Here is a 12919-nt window from a genome sequence, read left to right on the forward strand (position 1 = left end):
AAAAAGCCCACCGAAGTGGGCTTTTTCTTTGGATACAGCGGCAGGCGCTGTACCTGGGACACAAGAATTACTTCTTGCCCTTCTTGGCGGGAGCAGCTGCGGGAGCAGGTGCGGCGCCTTCGGCAGGAGCCACTTCGGGCAGCTTGATGGACACCAGAGCGGGGTTCTTGTTGGCGCCACGCACCACAGCCTTCACGCCGTTGGGCAGCTTCAGAGCTTGCAGGCCCAGCACGGATTTGGAGGTCAGGGCGCTCAGGTCCACCTTGATGAACTCGGGCAGGCTTGCGGGTTCGCAGATCACTTGCAGTTCGTGCATCAGAGGAGTCACGGTGCAGTTCTCGACCTTCACGGCGGGGGATTCAGCAGCGCCTTCGAAGTGCAGAGGCACGTTCATGTGCAGCTTGGTGTTGGCGTCCACGCGCTGGAAGTCGATGTGTTGCACCAGCTTCTTGTAGGGGTGGAACTGCACGTCGCGCAGCACAACCTTGGTCACTTGACCGTTGATTTCCATGTCCAGGATGCTGGAGTGGAAAGCTTCCTTGTGCACAGCGTGCCACAGGGCGTTGTGATCGATTTCGATCAGTTGGGCTTCACCAGCACCGTAGACGATACCGGGGGTCTTGCCCGACAGACGCAGACGGCGGCTCGCACCCGTACCTTGCTTGGCGCGCTCAGTAGCGACGAATTGCATAACTAACTCCTTGATGGGCGGACCGCGACCAGTCTCGCCCGATTGAAAAAAGAATCTGTACCTACTAGAAAGGCCCTGGACTCTTGCGGTGGCCTCGAAACAGTCAAACCTCCCGAAGGAGGTTTGCTTGGGCCCGAAGCCGAAAAACCAGAGATTTTAAGCGGTAAACAGGCTGCTCACCGAATCACCTGTGGAAATGCGGTGAATTGTCTCGGCAAACAAGCCGGCCACGGACAGCTGGCGGATCTTGCCGCACTGCTGGGCAGCGGGGCTCAGGGGGATGGTGTTGGTCACAACCACTTCGTCCAGAGCGCTGCCGTTGCCGATGCGCTCCAGGGCCGGGCCCGAGAAGATGGGGTGCGAGCAGTAGGCGTACACGTTCTTGGCACCGCGCTGCTTGAGCACTTCGGCAGCCTTTACCAGGGTGCCGGCGGTGTCGATCATGTCGTCCATGATCACGCAGTTGCGGCCGTCGATATCGCCGATCACATGCATGACTTCAGACACGTTGGCCTTGGGGCGACGCTTGTCGATGATGGCCAGATCGCAACCCAGTTCCTTGGCCAGGGCGCGAGCACGCACCACGCCGCCAACGTCGGGGGAGACAACGATCAGGTCTTCGTAGTTCTTCTGACGCAGGTCACCCAACAGCACGGGGGTGGCGTAGATGTTGTCCACGGGGATGTCGAAGAAACCCTGGATCTGGTCGGCGTGCAGGTCCATGGTCAGCACACGTTCCACGCCGACGGCCTGCAGCATGTTGGCAACCACCTTGGCGGTGATGGGCACGCGGCTGGAGCGGGGGCGGCGGTCTTGACGGGCGTAGCCGAAGTAGGGGATCACGGCGCAGATGCGCTCGGCAGATGCGCGCTTGAGGGCATCCACCATGACCAGCAACTCCATCAGGTTGTCGTTGGTCGGTGCGCAGGTGGACTGAACCACGAACACGTCGCGGGCGCGAACGTTCTGCTTGATCTCGACTGCGACTTCTCCGTCGGAGAAGCGGCCAACGTCGGCAGCACCCAGGGTAGTGCCAAGGTGCTTAACAATCTCTTCAGCCATGCCAGGGTTGGCATTGCCTGTGAAGACCATGAAATCAGAGTGATGTGAATGCATTGTGCGTCCCAGTGCTGTGGGTTGCTTTGACGCAAGAAGATGTTTGGCAGGGGAGGAAGGATTCGAACCTTCGCATGCTGGAATCAAAATCCAGTGCCTTAACCAACTTGGCGACTCCCCTACACAGGCTTTCTGTCGGAAACAAAAAGCCTTAAAACTTTTGATCTGAAACCCAACTTGAAAGCGGATGAATTTCGAGATTTTTGCAGATTTTGACTTCCCATGTGCGAGCTGCACTATTGATGTCAATAGTCTGCGTCAGCGGTGCAAAGACTGCACTTCCTGAGCCGGTCATTCTAGCATGCAATTTGAATGATTCCAGCCATTGTATGGCTTGGCTCACTTCAGGCTGCAGACTTTCTGCGACTGGCTGCAAGTCGTTATGACCGAAGTCATAGTGCTTTGCAACGAAGTCGGCGATTATAGCAGGCTTTGTGTCGCGCTTGAGCGCACTGCTGGTGAAAATCTTGCCCGTATCCAGTCCGTGTTCGGGCTTGACCACGACGAACTGCTGGCTGGGCAGTGCATGGTTGCCCGTCAGCGGCTCGATGATTTCGCCGATACCGCCGACCCAGGCCGAATGACCGCAAAGGAAAAACGGCACATCGGCGCCCAGCGCAAGGCCAATGGACTGCAACTGCTGCCGTGTCAGACCCAGGTTCCAGAGCCGGTTCAGCGCAATCAGGGTGCTGGCCGCGTCCGATGAGCCGCCTCCCATGCCGGCCTGAGCGGGCAGATTCTTGTGGATGCCGATATGCACGCCTTGTGTGCAGCCCGTGGCTTGCTGCAGCGCGCGCGCCGCGCGGGTGATGAGGTCATCAGCCGGCAAGGCCATGCCGCTGAGATCTTCCCGGCTGATCTGTGCGGTGCTGCTGCGCTCGAAATGCAGCACGTCGTGCCAGTCGAGCAGCATGAAGACCGATTCCAGAAGGTGGTAGCCGTCGGGCCTGCGGCCGGTGATATGCAGAAAAAGATTGAGCTTGGCCGGAGCCGGCACGTCATAGAGCGAGTGCATGGCGAAATAGAGGATGGGACTTGCGCAAACAAGGGGTCGCCAGGGATTGCCGCCTTGAGGCGAAGCTTTGGCCTGAATCTAATTTGCGTAAGCCGTGTATTGGAGAGGGAACGGCGCAACCTTAGCACCGAAAAACAGTTCTCAGCGCGCGTCCTGATCGAGAACAATGCGCAGAGACGCTTCTGGCGGCGGGCTGAAACGGTCGGCGCGCAGGCGTCCCTGGGTCAGATTGCTCAGATCGGTCTTCCAGCCGCCAACTGCCGTGTTCTTGCCTTGCAGCCAGTCAAACAGCGCCGTCACCGGAATGTCGCTGCCGGTCATGCGGTTGATGAGTTCGGGCAAAGATGCGGACTCGGTAATGTTCTCGCCTTGCTGCAGGGTTGCGCCCTGAGGCGTCCATTGCAAGCGTGCAATGACCGAGCCCAGAGGGTTGAAGACCAGCAGCGTGCCTTGTTCGGGGCGGCCCTGCAGCTCGAACCCGGCGCTGAAGGATTGCTGCTGCGAGTCCTGCACCTGAAGTGCCATGCGACCAGACCAGTGATGGCTTGCGCCGACCTCGCCTTGCAACTGGCGCACGGGCTGGGCGCAGCCCGCGAGAAGGGCGCTCAGTACAAGCAGAGCGGACAGAGGGCGCGGCAGTCTCATGGCTTGACGTTCAGGCGCTTGAGGGTTTCGAGCAGGGTGGCGTTGCTGTCATCGGTCTGCAGGCCTTCGCGCCAGACTTTCAGGGCGCGGTCGCGCTTGTTCTGCGCCCAGAGCACTTCACCGAGGTGGGCCGCAATTTCGGCATCCTGTCGGGTTTCGTAGGCTTGCTCCAGCAGTTTTTCCGCCTCGTCGAGATGGCCGCGGCGGAAATGCACCCAGGCCAGGCTATCGGTAATGAAGGGGTCGCCGGGCGTCATGTCCAGCGCTTTCTGGATCAGTGCCTGGGCTTCTTCAAGCTTGATGTTGCGGTCTGCGTAGGAGTAGCCCAGGGCGTTGTAGGCATGCTGGAAATCGGGCTTGCGCTCGATGATGCTGCGCAGCAGGCGCTCCATCTCGTGGGTCTTGCCGGCTCTTTCGGCCATCAGCGCCGTGTCGTAGGCCAGCTCGATATCGTCGGGGAACTGGGTCTGCAAACGGGCCTGCAGCGCATAGGCTTCCTGGGGCAGGTTGGCATCGCGCAGCAGCTGAATTTCGGCGATCTGCTTGAGCCTCTGCTGGTTCGGCCCTTCGGCCGGGACGGCGCGGATGATGGCGCGGGCTTCCCTGATCTTGCCCTGACGGGCCAGCAGGTCGGCGCGGCGGGCCTGTACGCTCAGCAGATTGGGGGCATCTGGAATAAGCTGGAGATAGGCATCCGCTTCGTCATAGCGTTTGCGCTTTTCGGCCAGATCGGCCTGCAGCAGATACAGCTGAGCCTGGCCCGCCTTGCGTGCCACGCCATCGGGCAGCCTGGGTTGCAGGGCTGCAAATTGCGTGATGGATTGCTCGGCCTCGTCATATTCCTTGTCCTGCAATTGCAGATTGGCAAGGACGGCCCAGGCTTCAGGAAACTCGGGTGACTCACTGGTAATCGCCTTGATCTGGGCCTTGGCGTCGGCAGGCCGCTTCTGGCCAATCAGCACGCGGGCAAAAGCCATGCGCAACTGGGGCGAAGGGTTCTTGTTGATGTAGCGCTGTACCAGTGGCTCCACCTCGGCAGAGCCCGATTCCAGCAGCTCCATGCCCAGCAGGGCGACGGCGCTGGAGTCGGGGTTCAGCTTTTCACCGTTTTGCAGAGCTTGCAATGCGGCGGGCTTTTGCCCCGCGACCAAGCGCATATGACCGATGGCGGCCCAGGCCATGGGGCCGGTTTGCGGATCTCTGAGGCTGCTCTCAAGGGCCTGTTCAACCACATCGGCAGCCAGGGGTTTGTCCGAAGCATTGCCATAGAGCTGGGTGATTGCCAAAAAAGTGGAGCCGCGTCTCTCGGCAGGCGTCAGCTCCACCTCGCGGCGCAGATAGCTGGCGGAGTCGGCAATGCGGTTCATCGTCACCATCAGCCGCAGCACGGCGCGATTGGCATCTCGGGATTCGGGGTAGGCGTTGAGCCAGGCGCGGGCGTTGCGCAATGCCTGCTCACCGGATCGAGACTGCACGGCCAGTTCGGTTGCGCGGCGATACAGCTTTTCGTTGTCGCTGTTGCGAGCGGCCTCCATCATCAGGGCCTGGGCATCGGTCAGGGCACCTTCCTGGGCGGCCATTTCCCCTACCAGGATTTCATAGAACAGCTCGGCAGACATGGCTGCCTGGCGGTTCTCGGTCTCCATGGCTTTTTCCAGGTCAGAGGTTTGCTCCGATTCGGCAGGCTTGGCCGGTGGGTCTGAAGGTTGGGCGGAAGCGATTGCTGTTCCCATGGCCAGAATGGCGGCCACGGCGAGTCCCTGAAAACGATGAGGATGAGCCATCAGCCCATAATAATCGAAGCCTGTTGAACACTTGCCGAAGATGAGATTGCATGCCTGAGTTGCCAGAAGTCGAGGTCACGCGCCGCTCCTTTGCCGAGCGCATTGCCGGTGCACGCATTGTTTCCTCAGTCTTGGGCAAGCCTTTGCGCTGGCCACTGGGCCTGCAGCCCCAGGCATTGCAGGGGCGGCTGGTGCAGGGCGTGCGGCGCAGGGGCAAATATCTGCTGCTGGACCTGAACGAGGGTCTGCTGCTGATTCATCTGGGCATGTCGGGCAGTCTGCGCTTTGTGGGCGGTGATGAAGAACCTCTGGGGCCGGCCGGGGTGCATGATCATTTCGACCTGCAGACCACGCGCGGATTGCTGCGGCTTCATGATCCGCGCCGCTTCGGGGCAGTGATCTATGTGCCGTCCGAAACCGATGCACTGGCGCGCAAGCTGCTCGATCATCTGGGCATGGAGCCTCTGGGCGACGGCTTTACCCTGCCTGACTTCAAAGCAGGGCTGGCGGCCAGCCGTGCGCCCATCAAGCAGTTGCTGCTCAGTGGCAGCGTGGTGGTGGGCGTGGGCAATATCTATGCGTCCGAGGTTCTGTTCCTCTCCAGAATTCACCCGGCAACGCCGGCGCGGGACATCGGTCCGCGCAAGGTCAAGGCTTTGTACGAATCCATCCGTGAGGTGCTGGCTCTGGCCGTGGAGCAAGGCGGCACCACCTTGCGCGATTTCTCGTCGGCCAACGGCATGGAGGGGCACTTTCAGCTGCAGGCCAAGGTCTATGGGCGTGAAGGCATGCCTTGTACCCATTGCGGAGCCCCCATCCGGTTGCTCAAGCAGGGGCAGCGCAGCACCTATTACTGCGCTCGTTGCCAGAAATCGTCCTGATTTATCAAGATTGATAGCTGTCTGCGCTTATGAGATAAGCGTTATCAGCCTTTTCTATGAATTTTGGCGTAGTGCTTGATATGTGTCAGAGGGCGGACGCAAGCGGGCCGTCTCCTGGGGTTGAGGGACAGGCAGGCGCGATACTTCATACCGTCAAAAAGCATCGGGCCTAGCCCTGTGCCGCTCTGTCACGGGCCAGTGCTATATTTTGTAAGGCTCGGCAGCAGGCGCTGCCAGGGCCTACAGCAAGAATAAAGAGGGATTCACGTGGGAGCTTCATTCAACGAGCAGTTTGACCAGCATGGCGCATGGCGAAGAGGCTTTGCCGCGCAACTGCAGGAGCTGCGCGAGTGGCTGATGGCCCAGGAGTTGCTGGACGCTTCCGTACAGGAGCGTCTGCAGAGGCTGGAAGAGCAGATGCGCAGTGACAAGGTCATGGTGGCCTTTGTGGCTGAGTTCTCGCGTGGCAAGTCCGAGCTGATCAATGCCATCTTCTTTGCCCATTACGGGCGCCGCTTGATGCCGGCCAGCGCAGGCCGCACCACCATGTGCCCGGCCGAGCTGGCCTGGGATTCAGAGCTGCAACCCTGCTTGCGTCTGCTGCCCATCGAAACCCGTGCCTCGACGGAAAGCCTGGGCCAGTGGCGCATGCGCTCCGACGCCTGGCAGCAGCATATGCTGGACATCGCCAGCGCGCAGCAGATTGCCGACACCCTGGCCAAGGTGGCCGAGGTGCGCAAGGTCAGCATCGACGAGGCGCGTGAGTGGGGACTGTGGCATGACGACGAAGCGGCAGACAACCCCTTGGTCGATGCACAGGGCATGGTGGAAGTGCCCATGTGGCGCCATGCCCTGATCAATATGCCGCACCCGCTGCTGCGTCAGGGGCTGGTGATTCTGGATACACCGGGTCTCAACGCCGTGGGCGCAGAGCCTGAGTTGACCGTCAACCTGATTCCCCAGGCCCATGCGGTCGTGTTTGTGCTGGGTGCCGATACAGGGGTGACCAAGTCCGATCTCGCCATCTGGCGCGACCATGTGCTGCCTGCGGGCGCGGGCAAGCTCGCAGGGGACGAGGCTTTGACGGCTTCGCGGCTGGTGGTCCTCAACAAGATAGACACCTTGTGGGACAGCCTGAGCTCGGGGGCGCAGGTGCAGGCCCAGCTGCGTCGCCAGCAGCAGGATTCAGCCCATCTGTTGGGCCTGCCCGAAGACCGAGTGCTGCCAGTGTCCGCGCAGAAGGGACTGGTTGCCAAGGTTGGCAAGAACGATGCCTTGCTGCAGGCCAGTGGCCTGCCGGCTTTCGAGGATTTGCTGGCCAACGGCATCATGGGGCGACGCCAGCAGGTGCTGCAGGCCGCCATGCAGGCCAATGTGACCCGGCTGCAGGGCGAAGTCGAGCGCGTCATCAATATGCGCCGCAGCGATCTCGATGATCAACTGGCGGAGCTGTGCAGCCTGCGCGGTAAGAACGTCAATGTGATTGCCGGCATGCGCAGCCGTATCGAGGCCGAACAAAAAGAGTTCGAGCAAAGCACGAGCAAGATTCTGGCCATGCGTGCGATACATATGCGCATGCTCAAGGAGCTGTTTCAGCTGCTCAGCTCTGGCGCGCTCAAGACCGAGCTGGCCGAACTCAAGGACGCGCTGGCCCAGCGGGGCTTGAAGCTGGGCGCGCGCAAGGTCTATGCTCATACCTTCGAGCGCTTGCATGCCATTGCCGCCAAGGCACAGGCGCAGGCCGAGGAGATCCACGCCATGCTCAGTTCCGCGTTCAAGGAGCTCAATGCCGAATATGGCTTCTCGCTGCAGGCGCCGCCGCAGCTGGTGCTGCCGGAGTTCACGGATGACCTGCGCAGCATCGAGGCCAGCTATACCCAGTACCTGGGCCTGAGCAGCGCCATCAAGCTTAGCAGTGCGGCTTTTTCTCAGCGCCTGATCAAGGCGCTGGCGCTGCGCATGCGCACCGTGTTCGAAGCGGCATCCAATGATGTGGATATGTGGAGCAAATCCCTGACTGCGCCAGTCGATGCACAATTGCGGGAACGTAAACGCAGCTATACACGTCGCCTGGAAGCCGTGGACCGCATACAAGGTGCGGCCACAGGTCTGGAGGAGCGTATTTCCGAGATGGAGAGCGCCCAGGTCCGGCTTGGCATGCTGCAGTCACAACTGGCCAGCGTGACAGGGCAATTGCTGCATTCTTTGGTGTCCACAAAGCAGGCAGGTGCCGTGCTGCTGGACATCAATCTGGTAGCCTGAGATCTTGACTCTTCCTTCGATTGCCACCGCCGTCGTGCAGTGGCAGGCCAGCCATGGCCGCAACCACCTGCCCTGGCAGCAAACCCGTGATCCTTACCGTGTCTGGCTGTCGGAGATCATGCTGCAGCAGACCCAGGTCAGCACCGTGCTGGGCTACTACCAGCGCTTTCTCGACGCTTTTCCCGATGTCGCCAGTCTGGCCGCCGCTCCGCAGGACGCGGTGCTGGCGCTGTGGAGCGGCCTGGGCTACTACAGCCGCGCGCGCAATCTGCACAAGTGCGCGCAGGCCGTGATGGAACTGTGGGGCGGAGCCTTCCCCGGCAGGGCCGAAGACCTGGAAACATTGCCCGGCATTGGCCGTTCGACGGCGGGCGCGATTGCCTCGTTCTGCTTTTCCGAGCGAGTGCCGATTCTCGACGCCAATGTGCGGCGCGTGCTCACGCGCGTACTGGCTTTTGACGGCGATCTGGCCCAATCCCGCAATGAAAAGCAGCTCTGGGAGCATGCCCAGCAACTATGCCCCACGCAGGATCTGCAGCAGTCCATGCCGCGCTACACCCAGGGCATGATGGATCTGGGCGCCAGCATCTGCACGCCGCGCAAGCCCAGCTGTCTGGTCTGTCCTTTGCACGGTGAATGCCGTGCAGGCCGCGCAGGCAATCCGGAAAACTATCCCGTACGCACCCGCAAGGTCAAACGCACGGCGCAGGCCTGGTGGTTGCTGATCGTCATGGATGGGCGGGGGCGTGTCTGGCTGCAAAAGCGCCCGCAGGCGGGTATTTGGGCCGGGCTCTACAGTCCGCCTGTGCTTGACAGCTATGAAGCATTGCAGAGTTATGCGCAGCAGCGCTGGCCGGAAAGCACTGCGCAATCTTGGCGGGAGCTACCAGGATTCCTGCATGTGCTGACCCATAAGGACTTGCATCTGCATCCTGTTGTGGTGCCCGTTGCTAGTGTGCAAGCAGCTATGGTTTGCGAAGCGGATGAGTCCTGCTGGGCTGATGCCGCGGGTTGGGCAGACCTGGGGCTGCCGGCGCCCATACGCAAATTGCTGGATACCGAATTGAGTTGATCCGGTTCGGCGCGTTCCATAAAAAAAGCTGAGCCTGCAAAGGTCTCAGCTTTTTTTGGGTCTTGCAGACGGTTTTAGAAACGCATGCGTGGCATCAGCATGGAGCAGCGCAAGCCCATCAAGGCCAGGCACAGCGCTTTGGCTCTTGGGTCGCCGCGCCTTGCCTGCAGTTGACGGCCCGCTGCTGCTACCAGCTCGCGTATGGATTGCTGGGCCTGGCGGTTACCGCTGCTCTGCGCCACCTGCCATAGTTGCCGGTATTGCTGCACGCGGGTTTGCCAGTCTTCTTCGCTGAGCAGGTGGCGGGCCGAGATTTCCAGCAGCGCAGCAGCATGCGGATTCAGGTTGGCATTGTTCATGGTTCCTGCTCCTGGATGGAGATGGCTTGCGTGGCAGATTTGGCATCAGTACCTTGGCCAAACGCATACCAGTCCACGCGGCGGGTGCAGATCATGACCAGAGTCAGCACGGCGAACAGCGCGATGGAGCCCACGACCAGCGCGGTCTGCTCCAGCTGCAGCAGCACGAACAGCAACCCGTAGAGCGCAGCAATGGCGGCCGCAAACGGCAGGCCGCGCCTTATGCTGCCGAGAATGTGGCTGGCATAGAAGGCGAGCAAGGCAACGCAGGCACTGGCTGCAATCGCATAGGCAGTGGCAAAGCCCAGGTGCTCGGACAGACTGATCAGCAGCAGGAAAAAGCTGCACAGCGCCGTGCCCACCAGCAGGTATTGCACGGGGTGAACACGCAGCTTTTTCAGAACCTCGAACAGGCCCACGGCCACAAAGGTCAGCACCACAAACAGCAAGCCATACTTGGTGGCGCGCTCGCTCAGCGAGTAGATGTTGACGGGGTTGACGAACTCCGTGCCCATGGTCTCGATGCAAGAGTCATCCTCGCCGGAGGCCGCAGCGTTCATGGTGTGAGCGAATGCTAAGTTGCCCTGATCCACGCACAATGGTTGCTGGCGATTGAAGGCGGTGCTGGACGAGGTGGCCAGCGAGGAAATCTCCCAGTCGGCGGTAAAGCCGTTGTTCGTCACTTCACGGCGTGTGGGCAGAAAGCTGCCGCCGAACGAGGGGTGGGGCCAGTCTGCCGTCAGCGTGACTTTGTTCTCGGTGGCGATAGGCGTGAAGGCCAGGCGTTCCGTGCCCAGCAGTTGCAGCTTGAGGCTGATGTTCAGCGGCTCGCCTTTCTTCAGGGCAGAGGTATTGACCTCGGCTTGAATGCCTTTGCTGTAGCGCTGCAGCGAGGTGCCGGTCTCTACCGACAGCTCCTTGTCATTGGCCTGCATGGTGGCGCTGCGAATGCCACGGGGGTCGCTGAGCGCAAATGTCAGATAGAGCTTTTCGCAGCTGACGACTGTCTTGCCGGCAGCCGGCGACTTGCTCAGACGCTCAGAACCACCAGATCCCGGGGGCTGGGCAAATTGCTCGGCATTGCTAAAGCTGGCCTGAATCTGGTCATGCAGCACATAGGCATTGACGCGGTGCAGGCCGCGCGCACGTTCCTCCATCGTGGCGTTGGCGTTGTGATGCACGCTGTCGGGCAGCAACTGGCGCTGGAATTCGCGCGTGGTGTATTCGATCTTCTTGCCATTGGGTATGGCCGTGGTTTCGGTGCAGCTTTGCACCAGAGCCGGACCTATCAGCGTCTGCGAGCCTGCAAGGCTGGAGACCACGCTTTGCACCGCATATTCACGGTTGTTGATGCGGTCTCTGACCACGTCCTGGATGATGTTCAGTCCAAGCATCAGCAAGGCCAGAACAATGAGCAGCGAGACTGTCTTGAATATCCGCTGGTGTTTCATGAATGCTCCCGAAGTTCAGATTCGAGAGCGAGTGTGGACAGGGTCTGTGTGCCGCCAATGAAGTCTGTGAAGGCAGTGTGAAGTCGGCTTCAAATCACTTGGGTCTTATGCAGACAAGGGTGTGGCAAGGACTGCTGCCCTTGAGGCGAAGTGCTTGGCCGAGCCTGATTGGCGTAAGTCTTTTCACTTCTCAGGAGCAAAGTCCAGTGAGACGGCAAGACCGGGGTGCAGATTGCGCACGCTCATATAGCCGCCGTGCAAATGCATGATGCGGGTGACGATGGACAGGCCCAGTCCCGTGCCGCTGCGCTCGCCATTGGGCCTGGGCGTGGTCAGGAATCGCTCGCCCAGGCGGGCCAGCATGGTTTCGGGGACGCCCGGCCCCTGGTCGCTGATGGTGATGCGATGCGGCGCCAGTGTGGCCGTGATGCAGCTGCCGTCAGGTGAAAAATCGAGTGCGTTCTGTAGCAGATTGCTGATGGCCAGCACGATCAGACCTGCTTCCCAGGGACCGGTGCTGTCCACGCCTTGCAGCTGCAGCGTGATGCCGCGCTGGCTGGCATGGCCGTTCAGGGCCTGGATGGCTTGTTGAGTGCAGTCCATCAGGCTGCAGCTATGGCTTTTGTCCAGTTGCTGGCGCTGCTCCAGGCGGCTGAGCTGGAGCAACTGGTCGATCAGGTTTTGCAGGCGCAGGCTCTGGTCGACCACCTGGCGCGCAAACATTTCGCGGTCCTGCGCAGGCAGGTCCTCCTGCAGCAGCTCGCCCGCGCCGCGTATGGCGGCCACAGGGCTTTTGAGCTCGTGGGTCAGGGCGCGCACATAGCCTTCGATGTAGTCGCGTCCCTCCAGGCGTTTGCGCATGGTGTCCATGGCCAGGGCCAGCTCGCCCAGCTCGCCAGGCATTTGCGGCACTGCGAGTGCGGGGCTGGCCTGATCGGGGTGAAGAGCCTCGTTGAGCGTGGGTGCCTGTACCTGCTGGGCATAGCGGCGCAGCCTGCGCACATGGGCCACAAACCACAGGGTCACGGCGCAGCCCACACCAGCCGAGAGCAGCACAAACAGCAGGCCGCCGCGCAGGATCTTGCGCTCGGCTCCATCCACGATTTTCTGTACCGAGCGGGAGGGTTTGGAGGCCGTCAGCACTCCGGCAATCCTGCCGTCCACCATGATGGGGGCAGAGACATGCATGACGCTGCTGGACTCATCGTCCTTGACCGCGCGTGTGGTGCGGGCGCCGTATTCGCCGCGCAGCGTGAGATAGACATCGCGCCAGCGCGAATAGTCGGCGCATTCGTCCTTGCCGTCCGAATCAAACAGCACCATGCCTTGTGCATCGGTGACCGTGATGCGCATGTCCAGCGTGGTCTTGCGCGTGTCCCAGATCCAGGCCTGGATGGGGCGCTGCGTATAGCCCGTCAGCTGCTGGCGGAACTGGCTGTTCTTGCCCGGTTGCAACTGGCCGCTGGCCAGGTCAGGGCTGGCCAGCGCGGCCAGGGCATAGGCAGTCTCGACCAGAGTGTCCTCCGTCACCTTGCGCACGCTGGGCTTGATCTCGACCATGAAGACGCGCAGCACAAAAAATGCGGCCAGCCCGTTGATCAGGAAGAAGGCAAAGAACAGGCGCAGGCCCAGGCGCATGGCAG

11 protein-coding genes and 1 tRNA gene are annotated in these 12919 nt (G+C 61.1%); 3 read left to right on the forward strand and 9 right to left on the reverse strand.

What is annotated here, in order from left to right; all coding sequences use genetic code 11:
• Nucleotides 1–67 precede the first annotated feature (67 nt).
• From QMY55_RS04245 to QMY55_RS04270, 6 genes are all read right to left on the reverse strand, one after another.
• Nucleotides 68–691, reverse strand: coding sequence for a 50S ribosomal protein L25/general stress protein Ctc (locus QMY55_RS04245; protein WP_283487457.1), 624 nt, complete (start codon nt 689–691; stop codon nt 68–70).
• Nucleotides 692–847: 156 nt separating this feature from the next.
• A complete protein-coding gene (locus QMY55_RS04250; protein ID WP_003058452.1) occupies nt 848–1807 on the reverse strand; it encodes a ribose-phosphate pyrophosphokinase in 960 nt (319 codons plus the stop codon).
• A 44-nt stretch (nt 1808–1851) separates the two neighbouring features.
• A tRNA-Gln gene (locus tag QMY55_RS04255) sits at nt 1852–1928 on the reverse strand.
• 30 nt (nt 1929–1958) lie between these two features.
• Complete coding sequence (ispE, locus tag QMY55_RS04260) at nt 1959–2822, reverse strand: 4-(cytidine 5'-diphospho)-2-C-methyl-D-erythritol kinase (protein ID WP_283487458.1); 864 nt, start codon at nt 2820–2822, stop codon at nt 1959–1961.
• A 141-nt stretch (nt 2823–2963) separates the two neighbouring features.
• A complete protein-coding gene (locus QMY55_RS04265; RefSeq protein ID WP_283487459.1) occupies nt 2964–3467 on the reverse strand; it encodes a lipoprotein insertase outer membrane protein LolB in 504 nt (167 codons plus the stop codon).
• The gene (locus QMY55_RS04270) at nt 3464–5251 is read right to left on the reverse strand and encodes a tetratricopeptide repeat protein (protein ID WP_283487460.1); all 1788 of its coding nucleotides are present in this window, start codon (nt 5249–5251) and stop codon (nt 3464–3466) included. The genes QMY55_RS04265 and QMY55_RS04270 overlap by 4 nt, the downstream gene beginning before the upstream one ends.
• Nucleotides 5252–5301: 50 nt before the next feature.
• Here QMY55_RS04270 and mutM point away from each other — a divergent pair, with 50 nt between their 5' ends.
• The 3 genes from mutM to mutY all read left to right on the forward strand — a co-directional run bounded on the left by mutM (nt 5302) and on the right by mutY (nt 9466).
• Complete coding sequence (gene mutM / locus QMY55_RS04275; protein ID WP_283487461.1) at nt 5302–6132, forward strand: bifunctional DNA-formamidopyrimidine glycosylase/DNA-(apurinic or apyrimidinic site) lyase; 831 nt, start codon at nt 5302–5304, stop codon at nt 6130–6132.
• Between the two features lie 267 nt (nt 6133–6399).
• Nucleotides 6400–8394: a dynamin family protein gene (locus tag QMY55_RS04280; RefSeq protein WP_283487462.1), complete on the forward strand. Its 1995-nt coding sequence runs from the start codon at nt 6400–6402 to the stop codon at nt 8392–8394.
• A 4-nt stretch (nt 8395–8398) separates the two neighbouring features.
• Entirely contained in the window at nt 8399–9466 is a 1068-nt protein-coding gene (mutY, locus tag QMY55_RS04285) for an A/G-specific adenine glycosylase (RefSeq protein WP_283487463.1), read from the forward strand.
• Between the two features lie 74 nt (nt 9467–9540).
• Here mutY and QMY55_RS04290 read toward each other — a convergent pair whose 3' ends face one another.
• From QMY55_RS04290 to creC, 3 genes are all read right to left on the reverse strand, one after another.
• Nucleotides 9541–9825, reverse strand: a complete 285-nt coding sequence (locus QMY55_RS04290) for a hypothetical protein (RefSeq protein WP_283487464.1) — start codon at nt 9823–9825, stop codon at nt 9541–9543.
• Nucleotides 9822–11276 (reverse strand): cell envelope integrity protein CreD, encoded by a 1455-nt coding sequence (gene creD / locus QMY55_RS04295; RefSeq protein ID WP_283487465.1) that lies wholly within the window; start codon nt 11274–11276, stop codon nt 9822–9824. The genes QMY55_RS04290 and creD overlap by 4 nt, the downstream gene beginning before the upstream one ends.
• 183 nt (nt 11277–11459) lie before the next feature.
• Nucleotides 11460–12914: a two-component system sensor histidine kinase CreC gene (gene creC, locus QMY55_RS04300; RefSeq protein ID WP_283487466.1), complete on the reverse strand. Its 1455-nt coding sequence runs from the start codon at nt 12912–12914 to the stop codon at nt 11460–11462.
• Nucleotides 12915–12919: the final 5 nt, after the last annotated feature.

The sequence above is a fragment of the Comamonas resistens genome, from assembly GCF_030064165.1.
GTDB lineage: Bacteria > Pseudomonadota > Gammaproteobacteria > Burkholderiales > Burkholderiaceae_C > Comamonas > Comamonas resistens.

Excerpts from the sequence above, each read along its gene's own strand:
- QMY55_RS04290 (WP_283487464.1), bottom strand. The coding sequence starts at position 9,825 with ATGAACAATGCCAACCTGAATCCGCATGCTGCTGCGCTGCTGGAAATC.
- QMY55_RS04250 (WP_003058452.1), bottom strand. The coding sequence starts at position 1,807 with ATGCATTCACATCACTCTGATTTCATGGTCTTCACAGGCAATGCCAAC.
- creD (WP_283487465.1), bottom strand. The coding sequence starts at position 11,276 with ATGAAACACCAGCGGATATTCAAGACAGTCTCGCTGCTCATTGTTCTG.
- mutM (WP_283487461.1), top strand. The coding sequence starts at position 5,302 with ATGCCTGAGTTGCCAGAAGTCGAGGTCACGCGCCGCTCCTTTGCCGAG.
- QMY55_RS04245 (WP_283487457.1), bottom strand. The coding sequence starts at position 691 with ATGCAATTCGTCGCTACTGAGCGCGCCAAGCAAGGTACGGGTGCGAGC.
- QMY55_RS04265 (WP_283487459.1), bottom strand. The coding sequence starts at position 3,467 with ATGAGACTGCCGCGCCCTCTGTCCGCTCTGCTTGTACTGAGCGCCCTT.
- creC (WP_283487466.1), bottom strand. The coding sequence starts at position 12,914 with ATGCGCCTGGGCCTGCGCCTGTTCTTTGCCTTCTTCCTGATCAACGGG.
- ispE (WP_283487458.1), bottom strand. The coding sequence starts at position 2,822 with ATGCACTCGCTCTATGACGTGCCGGCTCCGGCCAAGCTCAATCTTTTT.
- QMY55_RS04270 (WP_283487460.1), bottom strand. The coding sequence starts at position 5,251 with ATGGCTCATCCTCATCGTTTTCAGGGACTCGCCGTGGCCGCCATTCTG.